At 69.2% G+C, this 18,755-nt stretch carries 21 protein-coding genes; 11 read left to right on the top strand and 10 right to left on the bottom strand.

Annotation, left to right across the window (positions count from 1 at the left end):
- Positions 1-17: 17 nt before the first annotated feature.
- The 4 genes from NY1_RS32035 to NY1_RS43840 all read right to left on the bottom strand — a co-directional run bounded on the left by NY1_RS32035 (position 18) and on the right by NY1_RS43840 (position 2,861).
- The gene (locus tag NY1_RS32035; RefSeq protein WP_067720882.1) at positions 18-323 is read right to left on the bottom strand and encodes a Dabb family protein; all 306 of its coding nucleotides are present in this window, start codon (positions 321-323) and stop codon (positions 18-20) included.
- Positions 320-901: a neocarzinostatin apoprotein domain-containing protein gene (locus NY1_RS32030; RefSeq protein WP_067720881.1), complete on the bottom strand. Its 582-nt coding sequence runs from the start codon at positions 899-901 to the stop codon at positions 320-322. The genes NY1_RS32035 and NY1_RS32030 overlap by 4 nt, the downstream gene beginning before the upstream one ends.
- A 20-nt stretch (positions 902-921) precedes the next feature.
- On the bottom strand, positions 922-1,476 hold the full coding sequence (locus tag NY1_RS43845; protein WP_067720880.1) for a neocarzinostatin apoprotein domain-containing protein: 555 nt from the start codon (positions 1,474-1,476) through the stop codon (positions 922-924).
- A 206-nt stretch (positions 1,477-1,682) separates the two neighbouring features.
- A complete protein-coding gene (locus NY1_RS43840) occupies positions 1,683-2,861 on the bottom strand; it encodes a hypothetical protein (RefSeq protein ID WP_067720879.1) in 1,179 nt (392 codons plus the stop codon).
- A gap of 335 nt (positions 2,862-3,196) precedes the next feature.
- Here NY1_RS43840 and NY1_RS32015 point away from each other — a divergent pair, with 335 nt between their 5' ends.
- From NY1_RS32015 to NY1_RS31975, 9 genes are read left to right on the top strand one after another with little or no spacing between them, the layout of a single operon-like run.
- Entirely contained in the window at positions 3,197-4,819 is a 1,623-nt protein-coding gene (locus tag NY1_RS32015) for a nitrilase-related carbon-nitrogen hydrolase (RefSeq protein ID WP_067720878.1), read from the top strand.
- A gap of 31 nt (positions 4,820-4,850) precedes the next feature.
- Positions 4,851-5,660 carry an oxidoreductase gene (locus NY1_RS32010; RefSeq protein ID WP_084535734.1) on the top strand — a complete coding sequence of 270 codons (810 nt, stop codon included), beginning with the start codon at positions 4,851-4,853 and terminating at the stop codon, positions 5,658-5,660.
- Positions 5,657-6,625 carry an alpha/beta hydrolase family protein gene (locus NY1_RS32005; protein ID WP_067720877.1) on the top strand — a complete coding sequence of 323 codons (969 nt, stop codon included), beginning with the start codon at positions 5,657-5,659 and terminating at the stop codon, positions 6,623-6,625. The genes NY1_RS32010 and NY1_RS32005 overlap by 4 nt, the downstream gene beginning before the upstream one ends.
- Positions 6,626-6,637: 12 nt before the next feature.
- On the top strand, positions 6,638-7,759 hold the full coding sequence (locus tag NY1_RS32000; protein ID WP_067720876.1) for an aromatic ring-hydroxylating dioxygenase subunit alpha: 1,122 nt from the start codon (positions 6,638-6,640) through the stop codon (positions 7,757-7,759).
- Complete coding sequence (locus NY1_RS31995) at positions 7,756-8,445, top strand: hypothetical protein (protein WP_067720875.1); 690 nt, start codon at positions 7,756-7,758, stop codon at positions 8,443-8,445. The genes NY1_RS32000 and NY1_RS31995 overlap by 4 nt, the downstream gene beginning before the upstream one ends.
- A gap of 36 nt (positions 8,446-8,481) precedes the next feature.
- A complete protein-coding gene (locus NY1_RS31990) occupies positions 8,482-9,390 on the top strand; it encodes a hypothetical protein (protein WP_067720874.1) in 909 nt (302 codons plus the stop codon).
- Positions 9,387-10,157 carry an SDR family oxidoreductase gene (locus NY1_RS31985; protein WP_067720873.1) on the top strand — a complete coding sequence of 257 codons (771 nt, stop codon included), beginning with the start codon at positions 9,387-9,389 and terminating at the stop codon, positions 10,155-10,157. The genes NY1_RS31990 and NY1_RS31985 overlap by 4 nt, the downstream gene beginning before the upstream one ends.
- Positions 10,154-10,810 (top strand): hypothetical protein, encoded by a 657-nt coding sequence (locus NY1_RS31980; protein WP_067720872.1) that lies wholly within the window; start codon positions 10,154-10,156, stop codon positions 10,808-10,810. The genes NY1_RS31985 and NY1_RS31980 overlap by 4 nt, the downstream gene beginning before the upstream one ends.
- Positions 10,807-11,550 (top strand): maleate cis-trans isomerase family protein, encoded by a 744-nt coding sequence (locus tag NY1_RS31975; protein ID WP_067720871.1) that lies wholly within the window; start codon positions 10,807-10,809, stop codon positions 11,548-11,550. Before NY1_RS31980 ends, NY1_RS31975 begins: the two co-directional genes overlap by 4 nt.
- A gap of 61 nt (positions 11,551-11,611) precedes the next feature.
- Here NY1_RS31975 and NY1_RS31970 read toward each other — a convergent pair whose 3' ends face one another.
- Both NY1_RS31970 and NY1_RS31965 read right to left on the bottom strand, forming a co-directional pair.
- Positions 11,612-12,355 carry a maleate cis-trans isomerase family protein gene (locus tag NY1_RS31970; RefSeq protein WP_067720870.1) on the bottom strand — a complete coding sequence of 248 codons (744 nt, stop codon included), beginning with the start codon at positions 12,353-12,355 and terminating at the stop codon, positions 11,612-11,614.
- A complete protein-coding gene (locus NY1_RS31965; RefSeq protein ID WP_067720869.1) occupies positions 12,352-12,954 on the bottom strand; it encodes a TetR-like C-terminal domain-containing protein in 603 nt (200 codons plus the stop codon). The genes NY1_RS31970 and NY1_RS31965 overlap by 4 nt, the downstream gene beginning before the upstream one ends.
- Before the next feature lie 81 nt (positions 12,955-13,035).
- Between NY1_RS31965 and NY1_RS31960 the strand changes: the two genes are divergently transcribed.
- Positions 13,036-13,929, top strand: a complete 894-nt coding sequence (locus NY1_RS31960; RefSeq protein WP_067720868.1) for a DUF4437 domain-containing protein — start codon at positions 13,036-13,038, stop codon at positions 13,927-13,929.
- 11 nt (positions 13,930-13,940) lie between these two features.
- Here the strand turns inward: NY1_RS31960 and NY1_RS31955 are convergent, their stop codons facing one another.
- Entirely contained in the window at positions 13,941-14,768 is an 828-nt protein-coding gene (locus NY1_RS31955) for an HpcH/HpaI aldolase/citrate lyase family protein (protein WP_067720867.1), read from the bottom strand.
- Between the two features lie 196 nt (positions 14,769-14,964).
- On the opposite strand from NY1_RS31955, the gene NY1_RS31950 reads away from it, so the two are divergent.
- Entirely contained in the window at positions 14,965-15,921 is a 957-nt protein-coding gene (locus NY1_RS31950) for an alpha/beta fold hydrolase (RefSeq protein WP_067720866.1), read from the top strand.
- A gap of 51 nt (positions 15,922-15,972) precedes the next feature.
- Here the strand turns inward: NY1_RS31950 and NY1_RS31945 are convergent, their stop codons facing one another.
- The 3 genes from NY1_RS31945 to sigK all read right to left on the bottom strand — a co-directional run bounded on the left by NY1_RS31945 (position 15,973) and on the right by sigK (position 18,677).
- Positions 15,973-17,205, bottom strand: a complete 1,233-nt coding sequence (locus NY1_RS31945; RefSeq protein ID WP_084535730.1) for a lipase family protein — start codon at positions 17,203-17,205, stop codon at positions 15,973-15,975.
- 87 nt (positions 17,206-17,292) lie between these two features.
- Positions 17,293-18,021 carry an anti-sigma factor gene (locus NY1_RS31940; protein WP_067720865.1) on the bottom strand — a complete coding sequence of 243 codons (729 nt, stop codon included), beginning with the start codon at positions 18,019-18,021 and terminating at the stop codon, positions 17,293-17,295.
- On the bottom strand, positions 18,018-18,677 hold the full coding sequence (sigK, locus tag NY1_RS31935) for an ECF RNA polymerase sigma factor SigK (RefSeq protein ID WP_233434583.1): 660 nt from the start codon (positions 18,675-18,677) through the stop codon (positions 18,018-18,020). The genes NY1_RS31940 and sigK overlap by 4 nt, the downstream gene beginning before the upstream one ends.
- Positions 18,678-18,755: the final 78 nt, after the last annotated feature.

Genomic DNA, 18,755 nt, shown 5'->3' with positions numbered 1-18,755 from the left:
GACGGTCACGCGGTCGTTCAGGGCGCGCTGTCGGCCACGGAATCCACTACGGCGCGGGACGCGAGCCGGGGCACCAGCCAGCCGGCGAGTTCGAGGTGCGCCGGATGCTGTTGGTAGGCAATTAGTTCCGACTCGGAATCGTGCTCGGTGACCAGGCACAGATCGTAGGACACCGGCGTGCCGAGAGTGTCGAGGGTGACGCGCAGGGCGCGCAGGTGCGGGATCGCGGCCGGCAGTGCGGTGAGCAGCCGCGCCGCCTCCTCGCTGTCGGCGCGGTCGTGGAACTTCATGAGCACCACGTGCGTCAGGACGCGCACGCTCATCGGGTTCCCGCACCACGCCGGCGGAACAGGACCACGCCGACGGCCGCGGCCACCGCGACTACCGCCGCGCCGACTCCGACTGCCACGCCGGTGTTGTCGTCGTCGCTGTCCGAGGATGCCGCTGCGGCGGGGCTAGAGGTGGGCGGTGTTTGCTTGGCGCCGAAGGTGAGTGGGACCGAGGCGAGGATGTGCGAGGGATCGGTCAGGCTGGTCACGGAGACCGTGCACGCACCCGCCGAGGTCGCGCAGTCGGTGCCGTTGATCGCGGCCACCAGCGTCAGGGTGCGATTGCCGCCGTTGGGCTGCCACACTCCCTGCTCGTCGGCGCGGCCCATGAGCGATCCGGTGAGATTGCAGTCGGTGGGCTGGACGATCTGCGGTTTGCACTGTCCGACCGCGACGGTCGCCAGATTGGCCGGCAGACCGTCGAGATTCACGGTGACGGTGTGCCCGGCGGCGAGACCGGAGGTCTCGCTCACCCGCAGCGTGGCGTCGGCTTGGGCGGCCGGTGCGCTCAGCAGCAGGCCGGACGCGGCGGCGGTCAGCAGCAGGGCGCAACGGGTCACGGAACGATTCATGGGGTTCTCCTCGAGGGATGTCACAGGCGTCGCCGGTCGGCGAGCGCGAAGACTGCGATGATCGACAACAGGACGGCGGTGACCGTCCACAGCGCGGCGGACGGGCCTCGGTTCTCCGAGTCGGATTGCACCGCAACGGAAATCGGCGCGGAGGTGACGGCGCTCGGCTGCCCGCCCGCGAATCCCACCGGTACCTGCGCGGAGTTCGCGTCGATGATCGATTGCGGTTCGCTGCCCGGCAACGGCGCGGCGGCGAGCACGCACTGCTGGGTGGTGCAGTCGATGTCGCGGAAGCGCGGCCGCACGGTGAGAGTGACGGTCGGGAAGGTGCCATCGGCGGCGATATTCACGAAGGTCGCGCCGCCTTCCAGATCGCAATCCTTCAACCCGTTCTTGTACCCGGACTTGCACAGCCCGACCGCGACCGCCGCCAAGCCCGGCTGAAATCCACTGCCGTCCAGCGTGATTCGCTGCCCCTCGACCAGCCCGGTACTGGCGCTCACCACCAACGACGCCCGCCCCTCGGCGTGCGCGGGCGGAACGGCGGAGGTGAGCACCACTGCGGCCAGGGCCACGGCCGTCCGTAGGGCTCGCCCGTTCGACACAGGGATGGACGGACGCTTCACCCACACCGAACACAGCACCGCACGCGATACCGGCAGACGGGTTCGCCTATTCGCGAGCGGGCCGATACGCACTCGCAAAACGGAACCGGGACGAGATGTCGCCGGCGCGGTAATGGCGTTCATGGCGTGGGATGCACGGGTTGCCGCGAAACGGTTCACGAGGAGCCTCCTTCGAGTGCGGGGGCGGCGGTGCGAACCACTGCGGTCGGCGAGAGCATTCGGCCGTAGCACGCCGCCGCGAGAGCGATAGGGATCGCGAGCAGGGTCAGAGCGGTGCCGGTGCCGAACCATCGATCGCACACGGTGACCGCGCCGAGGCCCGCTACTCCCGCGACGGTCATGAGTCCGAAAGTCGCTGCGGCACTGCCGATGCGACGGATCCGGTCGAGGTAGAAGGTGTCCAGTCCGTGGGCGGCGCGGGCGGCTGCCGCCAGTGTGAGACCGAGTCCGGCGGCGGCCGTGGCGCGGCCGGGTGCGGTGGCCACCAGTACCGGGCCGCCCGCGGCCAGCAGTAGCAGGATCGGAATCGCGGCGGGGCGGGGGCCGGGCAGCGCCACCGCGACAACCGCGGGCAGCGCCGCCCACAGCAGTAGTGCGGCTTGGTCCGCGGTCAGCGCGTCCCAGCGGAACAGCAGCAGGTGCAGCGTAGGCAGGACCGTGCCGCCGACGAGCACGCCGAGACTTCCGTAGCCGAGCACCATCGCATCCGCGGTTCCCTCGGCTGTGGCAGTCGCCGAGCCGCTTCCGCGACCGGTCTCCGATCCGGGAGGGGTCTCGGTTTCGTTTGCGGTGGCTGCCGAATCAAGCTGGTCCGGAGCTGGTTCGAGGATCGACGACAGTAGGCCACCGACCGCGGTCGCGATTCCGGCCACGAGCAGACCGGCACCGGGGTTCCGGGCGGTCGCCGCGGCGAAGGCGGCGGCTGCTGCAAGGCCGGCCGTCAGGGCTAGGTGCCATGCGGTGAGCCACGAACGGTGCGAACAGCATTGGGTGCGGGCGGTGACCAGCAGCGGACCGCTTGCCGCGGCCGCGAGGAGAATCGCGACCGTGAACGACATCGGCGAAGTCGTCGCGCCCGCCGCGGCGATGGCCGCACCGGCGATGATCGCGCAGACGCCCGCACCGCGTGCCGAGAGCGCGAATCGGACGCACACCGCACCCGTAACGGTTCCGAGCAGCAGGGCGGTGAGCGCAAGGTATCCGACTACCGCACCGGGGATGCCGAGTGCGCCCCCGAAAGGCTTGGCGAGCAAGGCGAGTTGACCACCGGCGACCGGGCCGGCGCTCGCTGCCGCGGCGAGCATCGCGGCGCGGCCGGCCGTGGCGGCTCTCATGGCGTTGCCCGGCAGACGCGCAAAGCGGTTCGGCCGGTGGCGGATTCGGTACTGAGTCGGGATGACGATTCGCAGGTCGTCACGTTCACCTCCCGCGAGCGTTTCTCTGATGGAAACGCGGTTTCGGAATTGCCATATTGAACCCGCGCCCGCGATGGGTGTCAAGGCGGCGGAGCGCAATACCGCTGAAACCGTGGGCGTTTGGACCACCTGGTTGTTACGGCGCGGGGAAATCCGGCGGCAGCCCTGGACAGATCACCGCCCCCGGTACAGAATCCCAACAGAGGAAACGTCGTTTCGATGTACGAAACGCACCAGCGGAAGGGTGTCTGCCCATGACCCGAGTCGCGGCCGCCCAGCTCGCCGCCGGAACCGATCCCGAGGCGAATCTCGCGGCCTGCCTGCGCATGATCGACGCCGCCGCGGCGGCAGGGGCCGAACTGGTGGTGCTGCCCGAGTTCTGTAATCACCTATCCTGGTACGACGATCGCGCCCACGCCCGGCGAATGGCTTGCCGGCTCGGGGATTCCTTCCTGAGTGCTATCGCCGCCCGCGCCGCCCGGCACCGGATGTACGTCAAGATCGGCGTCACGCTGGCCCGCGCCGACGGCCGGACCACCGGCACCAGCCTGCTCTACGCACCTGACGGCGCTCTGCTCGGTGAATCCGACAAGCAGATCCTGATGGGCGCGGAGAACGACTATCTCGACGCGGGCACCGACGATTCTCCGGTCATCGAGACCGCGCTGGGCCGGATCGGCATGTACGCCTGCATGGAAGGCGTCATCAGCGAGGTGACCCGGTCTTTGGTGCTGCGTGGTGCGCAATTGCTGCTCAACAGCCTCAACTCGTTCGCCATCGATGAAGCGAGCCTGCACATTCCGGTGCGCGCGGCCGAGAACCGGGTGTGGGTGGTGGCGGCCAACAAGGTCGGCCCGCTGCTGCCCGACACCCAGCTGCCCGCCATCGCCGCACGTCTCGGTGTACCGGCCGATCGCCTGCACGGTGCGGGTGAGAGCCAGATCGTCGCGCCCGATGGCACCCGGGTGGCGGTCGCGCCGGTGTGGGGCGAGGCCATCGTGATCGCCGATATCGATCTGCGGCAGGCCGACGACAAGCGTGCCGCCGGTGGCACCGACCTGCTCGCCGATCGACGGCCGGAGCTGTATCGACCGTTGATCACCGCGACCGGCGTCCGGCAGGCCGCACCCGGTGCGGATACGATCACGGCCGCCATAGCGGCACCCGACGCGGCCCTGGTGCAACAGTTGGCGGACGCGGGCACCGATCTCATCGTGCTGCCCGGCCCGGCGACCGTCACCGTGCCGGAAATCGTTGCCGCCCTTGCTGATACCGGCAGCCACGTAGTGCTGAGCGTGCGCGAGGGCGACGCACACCACGGCCTCCTGGTGAACGCCGACGGCATCGCCGGACGGCAGCCGCAATTGCACCGCAGCGCCCGGCACCCCTGGGCGGTGGAACTCGGCTCGGAGCTGAGGATCTTCGAACTGCCCTGGGGCCGGTTGGCCGTGGTCGTCGGGGACGACGCGCTGTTTCCCGAGACCTTCCGGCTGGCCGCCGTCGCGGACGCGGATGTGGTCGCCGTCCCCGGCATCACCGGGCAGCCCTGGGAACTCACACTCGGCCTGCCCGAGCGGGCCGCGGAGAACCGGCTCAATGTGGTCGCCGCCGCCCTCGATAGCCACGGGCTGACCGGCGGAATCTACGGCCTGAGCCGGGATTTCACGCTGTGGACCACCTGGTCCGGGCCGTTCACCGGCCGGATCAGCCATCCGGAGATCACCGCCGTCGAGCCCGGAGCCACCACTGCGCACGCCGTCATCCGCCCGGCCCAGGCCGTCAACCGCCTGGTGTCGCGCGGCACCGACCTGGTGGCCGGGCGCCCGCGCCGCCCCTTGGACGCCATGACCACGTCCCGACCGAAAGCCCGCGCGTGACAACGCGATCGACAACCGCACCGGAGCACCCATGAGCGAAACCCTCAAACACGTCGAAGACATGGTGGACGGCACCCCGCGTGCCGATGTCACCGAGACCTTCGAGGAATGGCGAAACCTGTTGAGCGGCTTGCGCGATCGCATTGCCGCCCGCTTCGAGCTGACCCGCGATCCCTCGACCGCTGATCTCGACAGCTACGGTGATGCGGCGACCGGCCCGTCCGGCAGCCTGGCCGCCTACTGCGGGCCGGAGATCGACTGGCTGGTGCACTCCTGGATCGGCGACCCGCGCACCGGATTCGTGAACCTGCATCTGACGGCCTGGCTCGGACCGCAGATCGACGTGCCGCACCTGGGCACCGCGCTGCTGCTGTGGCCGGACGGCTGGTTCTACACCGATGCCATTCCGCGCGGCGATCTGGTCGGCGACACCGGCTATTTCGATCGCTACTACACCGGCAATGACGCCCCCTGGCTGGAGTTCAAGGAAGCGCACCCCGATTTCACCTGGTTCACCAGCCGCACGGGTTTCATTCGCGCCAGCCTGTCCCCCACCGCCTACTGCTATTCCTTCCCACCCACCCGACCGAACCTGGATACGGTGGCCGAGATCCTGACCGCCCGCGTGGACCAGTGGCTGGGCTGGGTAGAGAACGCCGAGCCCGTACCGGCCGGGGAGCGGGCCGCGCTGGCGGACCGGGATCTGGCGGTGCGCCGCAATATCGCCGAACGCGATCCGGCGAACGTGATGGGCGAGCGGCTGTTCGGGGCCGAGCTGACCGGACGCCTGGTGCGCGCCCTGTGGGGCGGGGACCGCGAACTGCCGAGGCCGGGCCTATGACCGCCACGACCTCGACCCGGCTGGTCCGTTCGCTGTGGTGGTCGGCGCGCACCGACGGCACACCGCCTTTCGACACCGCCCATCTCAAGGTCTACTACCCGGCGGCCGTCGCGGGCGACGACACCGAACGGCTCACCGGCGTTTTCGCGCCCGACCCGGCCGGCGCGCCCTATCCGGTCGTTGTCTTCCTCTCGGGAGTCAACGTCGGGCAGGACTCCTACCGCCGTTTCGCCTGCGCCGTCGCCGAGGCGGGCTTCGTGGTAGTCACCATGGATCGCGTCGCCGAATTGTTCGGCGGGCAACGAGGACTCACACCGGGGGTGGAACTGGATGCCGCCCGCCCCGACGCCTACGGCACCCGCCCGACCTGCCCGGCCATCGGCGCGATCCTGGAAGCGCTGACCGAACTCGACGCCCAGTCCCCCTTGCGCGGCGCGCTCGATCTGGACCGGGTCGCCTTGGGCGGGCATTCCGCGGGCGGCACCGTGGCATTGCAGTCCGCACGCTATTTCCCGTCCATCGCAGCCGTTTTCGCCTGGGGCGCACACACCATGGTGGCCACCATGCTGGGCTGGGAGCCCGGAACCGTGCTGCCCGCCCAGGTCGACGGTCCGGTGCTGCTGGGCGTCGGCACCCGCGACGGCGTCATCCAGGGCAGCGCCGACCGTTACGGCGAAGACGGAGCGGAGCGGCCGGATCCGGTGCGCCGCACCTTCTTCGAGGCCCTGCCCGCGAGCGGTGACCATCTGCTCGCGGTGGTGCCGGGCGCCAACCATTTCGGTATCGCCGATGCCGATCCCACCGCCGCCCGCGCCTTCCTCGACCTTCCCGCCGAGGTGGATGCCCTCGCCCCGTTCGCCCGGCTGGTCTCGACGTTCCTGCGCGCACATCTGCGCGCGGACGCCGCGGCCGCCTCCGCGCTGGCCTCGTTCGAGGACGACGCCGTCCAACTCCACCGGCGTTAGGAGCGCCCCACGATGCTCAAGAACTTCTGGTACGCGGTCGAATTCGCCGATCGCGTCGGCCGCAAACCCCACAAGGTCACCTGTCTCGGCCAGGATTTCGTGCTGTATCGCACACAGTCCGGCGCGGTGACCTGTCTGTCGGATCTGTGCGTGCACCGCGGCGGCGCGCTGTCGATGGGCACCGTCACCGGTGACTGCATCGCCTGCCCGTATCACGGCTGGCAGTACGACGCCGGCGGTGCGTGCGTGAAGATCCCGGCCAATGCCGAGGAGCGCAAGATTCCGCGCAAGGCCCGCGTGGACGCCTATCCGACCGTGGAGCGCTACGGCATGATCTGGGCCTTCCTCGGCGATCTGCCCGAGGCCGAACGCCCGCCCATTCCGGTGCTGCCCGAACACGACGATCCGGCGTTCCGGGTGGTCCAGTTCGAGATGGAGATCAACGCCAACTACGAACGGGCCTTCGAGAACGTGGTGGATGCCGCGCACACCCCGTTCGTGCACGGCACCTCCTTCGGCAATCCGGACAAGCCGCAGATCCCGGATTTCCGGGTCACCCAGACGGAGTGGTCGGCGGAGGCCGATATCCAGCTCAGCCCGCCGCTGCCCAAGGGCCTGTGGGGTGTGCTGGCCAGGCGGCGGCCGCGTCCGGAGTACGTCACGGTCACCAATGCCTGGTATCTGCCCAATATCGTGAAACTGCACGTGCGGCTGCCGATCGGGGATCTGCTGCTCTACGACTTCAATATCCCGCTCTCGCAGGACCGCACGCTGATCAAGATCCTCGGGTACCGGAACTTCTTCACCGGAGCGTGGGCCGACGGCAATACCCGCAAACGCATCGAGAAGATTCTGCTGCAGGATCGGCCGGTGGTGGAATCGCAACGGCCCGAACTGCTTCCGTTCGATCTGTCCGACGAACTGCATGTGCGCAGCGACAGCCTGCAGGTGGCCTATCGGCGCCGGCGGCTGGAGCTGATCAAACAGGGCTGGTGGGTGGGCGATGACGACATCATCGTCGGCGACGGGCCGCGGCGCACCGCGACCGTGATCGCCTCCCCCGCCCGACGCGACAATCCCGAATTCGCCAGTGCCTGGGTGCACAAGGCCCGCAGCGGAGGAAACGCCCAATGAGTCTGCCCACCGCCCTCGCCGACCGGGTCGGGGACACCCTGACCTCGGCGCTCGGCCTCGAACTCGCCGAGGATCTCCCGTTGACCAGCGCCATATCCCCGGAGCCGGTGGGCCGGCTGCGGGTGTGGCGCGGCGGTCCGATCGACAAGGCGGTCCGGGTGGACCTGGTGGTGCCGCCCATCGGACTGGACAGCCACATGATCTTCGCGTTCACCGGAACCGATTCGGCCGTACCGCATTTCACCGTCGATGCGGTTTACGGCGGCGACTATCACGCCATGCACCTGGATCTGATCCCGCGTGCCGATCTGGCCGTACAGCTGGAATACCTGGACGCCGCGTTCCTGCCGTTGACGCCGCTGCTCGAGGACGCCTGGCGCATCGAGGGCGTGTCGCCCGCCGCGATCGGGCCCCGCCAGCGCGCCATGATGTCGCCGTGGATGGTGGTGTGCCGGGCCACCGCCGACGCCTTCCGGGCCTTGGATCCGATCGTCGATGCCTATCTGGCGCACTGGCTCACTTTGGTGGACAAGGGAGTTCCGGCGGTGGACGGCGATCCGGCCGCGCGTGATCGCGCCAACCGGGCCAATCTGTTCAGTCCCGAGGTGGATCCGGTCTGGGCGCAGGTCACCCGGCTGCTGGGCGCCGAGCAGGCCGAACACGTCCGCGGCGAACTCCTCGCGTGAATCCCCGCCGCATCCGGCGAGAAGGAAGGTCGAGCGATGAACGCTCCCAGCAACTTTCAGCAGCGCATCGAAGGCGAATGGGTGGGCCGTCCGTCCCTGTTCGACGGTCAGGGCACCTGGCGTGGATTCGAGGACATCCGCCGATCCTCGGTCTTCGACGACGGCGTCACCACCTATTACATGGACGGCGGCCTCACCGGCGGCGGTGAGCTGGCGGGACGGTTCACCCTCGGTGCGCCGTTCGCGTTCGGCGTGCGCGACTCCGACGGCGACCGGGTCTACACCGGACCCGACTTCTACGGATCCGGCCAGCCCTACGGCGGATTCGTGGACGCCAACTATTACGGGCCGGGCTGGCAGGTTTCGCTCAATACCTGGAATCAGACCATCGGCGATACCCAGATCTACTCCTCGCAGCTGTTCCAAGGTCCCGCGCTGGTGGGCGTGTTCAACGGCCTCTACACCCGCGACCCGGCACTGGCGGAGCGACACCTCGATGACGAAACCCGGTGCGGTCCCTCGGTTTTCACCGTACAAACCAAGGAGAAGAGCGCCTATTCCGGTGAGCTGGAGTTGTGGAGCGCCGATCAGAAACCGCTCGGCGGGCTGCACATGGAGCTCACCATCGAACCGCTGAATCTCCTCATCGCCGAGCATCATCTGGTCATGTCCGGGCCGATCGCCTCGGATTCACGCATCACCGTGCGACGCGACGGCGTGCGCTCCTTCCACGAGGGACCGGACGTGTGGGGCAACGGAAACTCCTACGGCCGAGCCAATTTCGTGCGCCTGCACACCAGCGAAGGGCAGCGCTTGATCGGCCGGGAGTTCATGATGGACGCCGAACCGGGCATGGGCGCGGGACGGCGGCTGGCCGTGGTCTACCAGATGTTCGACCACAACAGCCTGGCCGTGGTCATGCACGGTGTACTGGAGCGCGCATGAGCACCATCGTGATCACCGGCGGCACCCGCGGCATCGGGCTCGGGATGGCACGCGCCCTGCTCACCCAGGGGCACCGGGTGTCGGTGTGCGGTTCGGATCCGCAGCGAGTCGAACAGGCGCGCGCCGAATTGCCCGATACCGCAATGGTCTCCACCGCTGACGTCACCGATCGCGTGCAACTGCGCCGGCTCTGGGACACCACCGCCGACCGGTTCGGCCCGGCCGAGATCTGGATCAACAACGCGGGAATTTCCCACGATCGAAAACCGCTGTGGCAGCTTCCTGCCGACACCGCGAACCGGGTCGTCGACACCAATCTGCTGGGCGTGCTGCACGGCTCGGCGGTGGCCATCGAGGCCATGGCGGAGGCGGGCGGCGGCCACGTCTGGAACATGGAGGGCCTGGGCAGCGACGGACGTGCCGTGGCCGGGCTGGCCACCTACGGGGCGAGCAAGCGAGCGGTCACCTATCTGACCACCGCGCTGGCCAAGGAGGTGCCGCCCGGGGTATCGATCGGCCTGCTCAGTCCCGGCATGGTGGTGACCGACCTGCTCACCCACGGTTATGCCGATCCCGGCGAATTGGCGAAGGCGCGCAGGGTGTTCAACATCCTGGCCGATCCCGTGGACACGGTCGCGCCCTGGCTGGCCGAACGGGCCGTCTCCCAGCGCGGTAACGGCGCGCACGTGCGCTGGCTGACCACCCCCAAGGTGATCGGCCGTTTCGCGCTGGCCCCGTTCCGCCGCCGGGACCTGTTCGCCGCATGAGCGCGACCATCGACTATCCGGTCTCGCTGGCCGTCGAGGACTTCGTGCCGGTGCTGCTCACCACCGCCGGTGTGCTGAGCCTGCGCCGGGCGTTCCCGCACACCCGCCGTATCCCCCTCGCCGCGGCGCTGATCGGCGCGGGCGGCACCGCCAAGGCCACCGCCAAACTCATCGCCGCCCTGGACGGTCCGCACCTGAACTGGCTCAGCGGTCTGCTCTTCCCGCTGCTGGCACTGGGGTTCGGGCTGCTCTGCCTGGAACTGGCGCGGACCGCGGACGGCCGGGTCCCGCGCTGGCTGACGGTGCTGGTCCCCGGTGTCACCGCGGTCTGCGCCCTCGGCGCGGTACTGGCCGGCGATCCGCTGCCGATGCTGGTCTCCACCATCGTGTTCGCCACTCTTGCCGGCATCCGGCTGATCGGTCACGCACGCGACCGCGGGGACACGGCCACCGCCGCGCTGTTCGGCGTGCAACTGCTGGTCTTCTTCATCCTGGGCCCGCTGGCCTCGCGGCCCGAGCAGACGGTGGCCCTGCAATGGGTCGAGCAGCTGTGCAATACCGCGGCGCAGGCGGCGTATCTGATTGCGGCCCGCCGGCTTTCGGCCGCACCCCGCCCGACCTTCCCCTCGCAACCTCAGGAGACGACCTCATGACCGACGCGCTGGGCTGGCGCCGCAAGTTCGGCGTCATCGCGCCCTCCACCAACACCATTGTCGAACCCGACTTCTACCGGATGACGGTGCCCGGCGTCACCGCCCATTTCGGCCGCATCCACATTCGCGACCAGGATATGAGCGACGACGCCGGGATGGGCCGGCTGCTCGAGCAGATCCGGGCCGAGATCACCGGCGCGTGCGAGCGGGTGCTCACCTGCGCCCCGGACTACATGGTCATGGGCATGTCGGCCGAGACCTTCTGGGGCGGGGTGGAAGGCAATCGCCAGTTCGTCGAGCAGATCCACGACATCACCGGGCTGCGGGTCGCCACCGGCGCGGAAGCGTGCCGGCGGGCGCTGAACCTGTTCGGCGCCAGACGGATCGGTGTGGTGACGCCGTATCAGCCGGTCGGGGACGAGAACGTGGTGCGGTTCTTCGGCGAGCTGGGTTTCGAGGTCGCGAACATCAAGGGGCTGCGCTGCCCGACCGCCGTGTCGATCGCGCACGTCACCGAGGACGAGCTGCGCGCGGCGCTGCTGGAGGTCGACGGCGAGGACATCGATGCCTTGATCCAGTGCGGCACCAATCTGTCCATGGTGCGCCTCGCCGACGAGGCCGAACGCTGGCTGGGCAAGCCGGTGATCGCCATTAATGCCGCGACCTGGTGGATGGCGCTGCGCGACAACGATATTCCCGACCGGCTGGAGGGCGCGGGCAGGCTGCTGCGCGAGCACTGAGCCACCTGCGAGACCGGGCGCTTCAGAACCCGGTCTCGCGGCGTGCGGGCGCTACCGCGCGTCAGTGGTTGCGCAGCAGCTGACCCATCCCTTCGAGGCGATCGCCGAGGCCGTGCTCGCGCAAGGCATGCCAGAGGGTCGCCGCGTTGATGGCGATCACGGGTTTGCCCAGTTCGGCTTCCAGCCGGTCGGCCTGGGCCACGAAGGAGAGGTTGGTGCCGACCTGGACGATGGCCTGCACGTCCGGGCCGTCCAGTTCGGCGACCACGGTGCGCAGCCGCTCCTCGTCCACCCGGGCGATATCCATCGCGGTCGGGCACCGCAATCCGGTGATGGCGGCGACCTCGAACCCCGCTTCGGTGAAGAACCGGCCGACCTCACGGTCCGCGATCGGCTGATACGGCGAGAAGACCGAGATCCGGCGACAACCCAACTCCCGCAACGCGGCCCGGCAGGAACTCGCGCCGGTGGTGACGGGCAGGCCGGTGCGCGCACCCAGTCGCGCCTCGAACACGGCATTCCCCTCCGCCCCGCCCCAGAAGGTCTCCGCGGACATGCCCATGACCATGCGGTCCGGCTCGGCGGTGAGCACGTCGCGCACCGCGGTGTCGATGGAGGCGCGGATCTGCCCGAGCAGCCCCTGGAAATCCTCGTCGTCGCCCATGCGCGGGTCCGGGATGTACATCGATCCGGCGCGGTAGGCGACGCCGGGCACGGCCGCATGCCAATAATCGTGCTCGACAACGGTATTGGTGCTGGGCACGATGACCCCGAACACGGCCCGGGGTCCCACGGCATTGGTCATCGTCGATCCTTGCTGCTGTTGCGCGTACGAGTGGTGCGTGCCGAACCCGAGGGGGCGAAAGCGCTGTCGACGGCCCGGTGCGCGCGTTCGCGATCCACCGGACGATCCAGCAGCAGCACATCCAGCAGCAGCGGCGCGACCACCGCGGCCGCCAGTTCCTCGATCCGCGCCGCGTCGCTCACGCCGTCGGCCCGCAGCGCCGTGCGGAACGGTTCGAGCAGATCCGACACGTAGCGCCGCCGCAGTTCCGCGCACTCCGGATCCGCCGACGAGGCGGTCACCAGCGCCCGCAGGAACGCCGCTACCGGCTTGTCGCGCAAGCGATCACACAGCAGGTCCACTTCGGTGTGCAGATCCGCCGAGACATCGCCGGTGGTGCGGATCGGCTCGTGCGGGGCGACCGCGATGAGCGCGGCCAGCACGTCGCGCGGTGTCGGCCAGTGCCGGTAGATGGTGGTGCGCGCGATCCCCGTCGCCGCGTGCAGGCGCTGCGGCGTGAGCGCGGTCGCGCCCTCGGTCAGCAGCAGGTCCAGGGCAGCGGTCAGCACGATGGTCGCGGTGTCGGTGGCCGGGCCCGTGGGCCGTCCAGGTCTGGTCACGAAAATTTACGATACACCTTGTAGTGCTTATTAATAAGCACTACATTTTGTATCGATAAATTCTCTCTTCAGGAGGACCTCATGCGTCCACACGTAGAACTCATCGACGACCGCGACCTGATCGAGCATCCCGCCGAGTTCGAGCACGCCGAAGGCACTGCGCTGCAACGCAATCTGAGCTACGACGAGGAGGACGGGTCGGCCTCGCTCAGGGTCCGGTTCACCAGTGACTGGTCCCGGCCGGCGGGCGTGCACCTCGCGGAGACCGAGTGGTATGTGCTGTCCGGTGCGGTGACCATCGGCGAGGAAACCCTTGGGCCCGAAGGCTATTGGATGGCGCCGATCGGGGTGTGGACCCCGGCGATCACCGTCACCGCCGGGACCGAGATCCTGCTGTTCCGCGAATACGGCGACTGGCATTTCGAGCTCGCCGACGCCGATCGCGAGACCGTGCGCCCCGATCAGCGACTGGTCGTGCTGAACTCCGCCGACATGCCGTGGATCGATGTCAAGGACGGCAGTCCCATGCGCTTCGACCTCGGCGGCACCCCGGTACCCGGCTTGTATATCAAACTCCTGCACCGTGATTCCGAGACCGGGTTCTACACCCGGCTGATCAAGGCCAAGCCCGGCTGGCGCGAGGAACCCCTGGCCCACCACCCCTGTTCGGAGGAGGCGTACTGCCTCGACGGCGGGTTCGACTACAACTTCGGCAAGATGTGGCCGGGTACCTATTTCTGGCGGCCCGCGCTCATCCGGCACGGCGATTTCACCGCCGACGCCGAACAGGGCTGCACCTGGATCGTCCGCTCCGATGCCGACCTGGTCGATTGGTACACCGACAATGCGACGGTGACCATGTCCGGCGACGCCACCAACTGGGGGCCGGGCTTCCCGCAGAGCCTGGCGCCGCAATTCATCTCACCGGTGCGCTCCCGGTCGATCGGAGCCTGGGCCGAGCCCACCCACCAGTAGCCCGAATCCGTTCAGCCGCGCAGGGATTCGAGCAGCCGGCGGGCCTGGCGCACCACCGCGAGATCGACCATCCGGCCCGCCTCGTCGAGCAGCACTCCCCCGGCGGCGGCCTCGTAGCGGCGCACCAGCTCCCTCGCTTGCTCCACTTCGTGCGCCGCCGGGGTGAACACCGCGTTCACCACCGGCACCTGGTCGGGATGGATGCACGAGCGGCCCCGGAAGCCCAGGCGGCGCAGCGCCACGGTGGTCTCGCGCAGGGCGTCCAGATCCCGGAAATCGGTGCGGGCCGGGCCGATCGGCGGGTCGATGCCCGCCGCCGCGCTGGCCAGCACGACCTGTCCGCGCACCGCGAGCAGTTCCCGCTCATCCGGACCCGGGGTGATGCCGAGGTCGGCCCGCAGGTCCGCTTCCCCGAGTTGCAGGCGTGAAACGCGCGGCGCGGCAGCGATTTCCCGCGCCGCGTAGACGGCCGCCGGGCTCTCGAGCAACGGGCACAGGCGGATCGTTCCCGGCCGCGTCTCGTATCGCGCCAGCAGCGCGCCCACAGCCCGCACCTGTTCTGCCGACTCGGTTTTGGCGAGCGAGACGGCCTCGATCGCGGTGGGTGCGAGTGCACGCAGCTCGGCTTCGCCCAACTCGCCCGGATTGACCCGCACCCAGATCCGGCGGCCCGCAGCGGCGGCTGTTCGTAGCCAGCTCACCACCTCCGCCCGCGCGGAGTCCTTGTCCCGCACTGGAACCGCATCCTCGAGATCGAGCAGCACCACATCCGCCGGGCCCGCCAACGCCTTGTCGAACAGGTCCGGGCGATTGCCCGGCACGTACAGCGCCGACCTCATCCGCACACTCCACCGAGCGCAGCCGCCACATCAAAAAAGAAACGCCGTTCCACACATGGAAACGTAGTGTTCGAATCCGCTCCTGTCCACATCGCCGCGCTCGGCTTGACAGCACGTCCCCGATGCCCGCTAATGGTCACCCAATATCGAAACGCCATTCCGGCAGCGGAAACCGGCGTCTGCCGTGGGAGTCTCCATGTTCCTTCGCCGCCCGGCCGCGTTCGTCCTCGCGCCGCTGCTGCTCGCCGCCGCCCTGGGCCACAGCGCCGCCCGCGCCGACACCGTATTGTCCGGCTCCATCGAAATCCGTTGTTCGGCAACCACGATCGAACAGAGCGCCGACTGGTATCTACCCGCGGGCGAACCCACCGGCCTGATCTGGCTCCAGCACGGCTTCGCCCGCAGCAACGCCCACGTCGCCGACCTGGCCACCCGCTACGCCGCAGCCGGCTACCTGGTCTTCGCCCCCAGCCTGCCCTTCATGAACCTGCACGGCTGCACCCTCCAAAACCTCGGCGACAACACCGGATTCCTCGACAATGTCGCCGCCCTCTTCGGCACCACGACCGACCCCACCGGCCCCTTGGCCACCAGCCTCGCCACCGCCGCCCGCCGCGCCGGCACCACCCCGCCCGCCCTGCCGCACCAACTGGTGTTCGCCGGCCATTCCGCGGGTGCGGAGGCGGTCGCCTTCGTCGCCGACCGCCTCCGCACCACCTATCCCGGAACCTGGTCCGATCTTCGGGGAATCATCCTGCTCGACCCGGTCCGCTCCTTCCTCGGCAACAATATCGACCAGGCGCTGAGCGGCATCGACACCACCGATCTCCCGCTGCTCACCATCTCTGCTCCGCCCGCGCTCTGCAACGCCTTCGGCTTGGGCACCCTTGCGGTCCAATCCCATCTGCACCGTGCCTTCGTCGGCGTCCGGCTGCCCACCGGCAAACACACCGATGCCGAGGGCGCCAGCACCGACCTACTCGGTAGCCTCCTGTGCGGCTCCCCCGACGCGACCGCCACGACCGCACTGCAAACCCTCGCACTCGGCTGGACCCGCGACTTCTTCACCGGAACCCCCACCCCCGGCCTTTACCCGGCCGCCGAAAGTTCCATCACAGCCGCGCCCCAAGCCGAAATACTCACCGGCGCTTGATAAGTCCCGTCCACCGGTCTTTCACGCCGCGAATCCGCCGGTCGCCGGGTATCAGCGCTGGCAGTTGGACGGTACGGGACGGTTCGCGAAGCGATCGTCGAGGAAGCGGATGGCGTCGGGTGCGCCGAGGAGCATGGCGGCGGCGTGGTCGGCTCCGGGAATGATGTCGAATTGGACCGGGGTGCCCGCGGCGCAGTAACGGGCCGCGGTGGCCTGCGCTTGGTCCAGGGGGACCTCGTCCTTCGCGCCGTGCCATTGGTAGATGGCGGTGCGGGGGATGCCCGGGAAGGTCTCGAGGGCGTTCGCGTGCATCGTGTCGATCAGGGCGGGGTCGGATTCCATGCCCTTGGTGAACATTTCGCTCGCGGAGTGGCCGGCGCCGGCGGCGATGATGTCGTCCACGCAGGCGTCGGCGATGCGGTCGCGGAGGGTGAGACCGGCCGGGGTCAGGGCGCGATCGAGCGGCAACTGGGCCGGGTATTCGCGTTGCAGGCCCAGCGCGACGGCGAAGCCCAGCCCGAACAGCGGATGCGGGGCGTCGCCGATACGGGCCGCCATCTTGCCGGGGTTGACGGGCAGGCCGCCGACCGCGGCGCCGACGATCGGCAGTTCCGGCGCGTATTCACCGGCGAGGGCGGCGGCGAACCCGGTGGACATCGCGCCGCCGGAATAGCCGACCAATCCGACCGGCGCGTCGCGCAGTCCGGCCGGGTCGAAGCGTTTCACAGCCCGGATGCCGTCGAGGGTGATCTGCCCGCCCAGGCGGGAGGCGCCGTAGGCGCTGGTGGGGCCGAGATGGTCGGGGACGGCGACGGCCCAGCCGCGCGCCAGGGGCAGCGCCAGCGCCCGCGCCTCGGGGAGTCCACCGTTGAACAGCGTGTGCGAAGGGGCGCACTGTAATCCGAGGGAGTTCACGAACGGCTGATAGGACAGCAGCGGCCGAGGACCGGGGCCGGGTGTGAGCAGCGTGGTGACCGCCGCGATTGGGTGGCCGCCGGAATCGGTGGAGCGGAACAGGATCTGCCACGCGGTCGCGCCGGGCCATTGGGTCTGCGACACCGGGCGTGCGCCGAGCACGTCGCCGGGAGACTTCACCGCGATGTCCGCCGGCGCCGCGTAGAAGGGATCCGGTTCGGCGGCCGGGAACACCGGTCCCGCTTGGGCTATCGGCGCAGCGCCGAGGACAACGCAGAGCACAGCGGCGATGCCGGCGCCGCGAGCCAGTGTGCGCAGGATCGAAACACGTAGGTTCACATTCACTCCATGGTCGGGGACGGGCCTCATCTCCGAGTTCGCTGGGAGTGTGCTGCCAGATTGGTGACGTCGTGTGACATGGATCACTCACCGGCGGAATCGCGTTGGCGCAGCGCGCTATCCGAGGTTCAGGCTCGTGATCGGGGCCGTGGTCGGCTGAGCGGAACCACCGGCCGCTTCCACGGTGATCGCGAGGGTATCGCCGGACCCGGCTGCCGCGGTCACCGGTCCATCGGGCAGGAAGTCCAGCACGGCGGTCGATCGCGGCCGCTCACCGAGGCGTACCAGCCAGACCTGGTAGCAGCGCGCCCGCGGCGGTGCGGCGACGCCCCGGAAGGTAAGTGCGGTGGCGCCCAGCGAAATCGACGTCCGGACCTGGATCTCGCCACCGCCCAGCACCGGCGCGAAGCGAATCGTCGAGTCCGGCCGGGCCATGATCTGCTCGATGACGGTCGATGGCGCAGCGGGATCCGGGGTGCGATGCGTCCCTGCCGCGAAGGCCGTACCGAGTACCACCACCAGCAGCGCCGCAGCGGCGAACAGCAGCCGGCCCGGTGCGCCGGCCCGGGTTCGCGCCCGCCGCTTGGCGGCGCAGATGACCCGATCGAGCGCATCCAGCAGGTTGCGTTCCAATTCCGGTGGCGGACTGCATATATCGACGGCGCTCACTTCCGCGAGCGTCTCGTGCAAGGCACTGACCGTGGAATCGAATTGGGCCGCCGTCCGGCTGTCCGCCCGGGCCCGCCGGCGTTCGATGGCGCGGCGTTCGCGCTCGGTCACGGCGTCCAGCGCGTACGCGTAGGCCAGTTCGAGCAGTTCCCTGTCCAGTCGCCCGGGGGCACTCATGTGTGATCACTTCCTGTCAGACACGTCCGAAGCCGTTTGAGGCCGTCGCGGATTCGGCTCTTCACGGTGGCGACCGGGGTGCCGAGCCGGTCGGCCACGTCGGGGTAGGTGAGCCCGCCGTAGTAGGCCAGCTCGATGCTTTCGCGCTGCAGTTCGGTGAGCGTGCCCAGACAGTGCTGGACCGCGCGCCGGTCGTCGCGTTCCTCCACGGATTCGATGACGACGTCGCGTTCGCGTTCGGTTCGGGTGCGGCCGTAGAGGGTTTCGCGGCCCGCGATCGAGATGTCGGCGCGCAGGCGATCGACCGCGCGCCGATGCGTGAGCATCATGAGCCAGCCGATCGGGCTGGCCAGCCGCTGGTCGTATCGCTCGGCGTGCGACCAGGTCTGCAGGTAGACCTCCTGGGTGATCTCCTCGGCCGCTGCCCGGTTGTGGAGCATGCGCAGCGCCAGGCCGAACACCCGGTGGCTCGTCATTCGATAGAACTCGGTGAAGGCGTCCCGATCCCGATGTGCGATACCGATGATCAGCCGGCCGAGCAGGCGCGAATTGTCCGAGTCCCGCTCCGGTCGTGCCGGGCACGAGGGGACCGCCTCGGCCTCGTAGTGTGCCAGGCGGATCACCCGCGCGCCTTCTTCCTCCATCACGTTGCTCACCCGCAATCCTCCGAACCCGTTGCTCTCCAGCCGATTCGCCGGTCGCGGTGAACGCACGAGCAGCACGGGAGAGCAGAG

This window comes from Nocardia yamanashiensis NBRC 100130, assembly GCF_001613325.1.
Classification (GTDB): Bacteria; Actinomycetota; Actinomycetes; order Mycobacteriales; family Mycobacteriaceae; genus Nocardia; species Nocardia yamanashiensis.
Note: the sequence above shows the minus strand (reverse complement) of the source record. Positions and strands in the feature narration are given on the sequence as shown.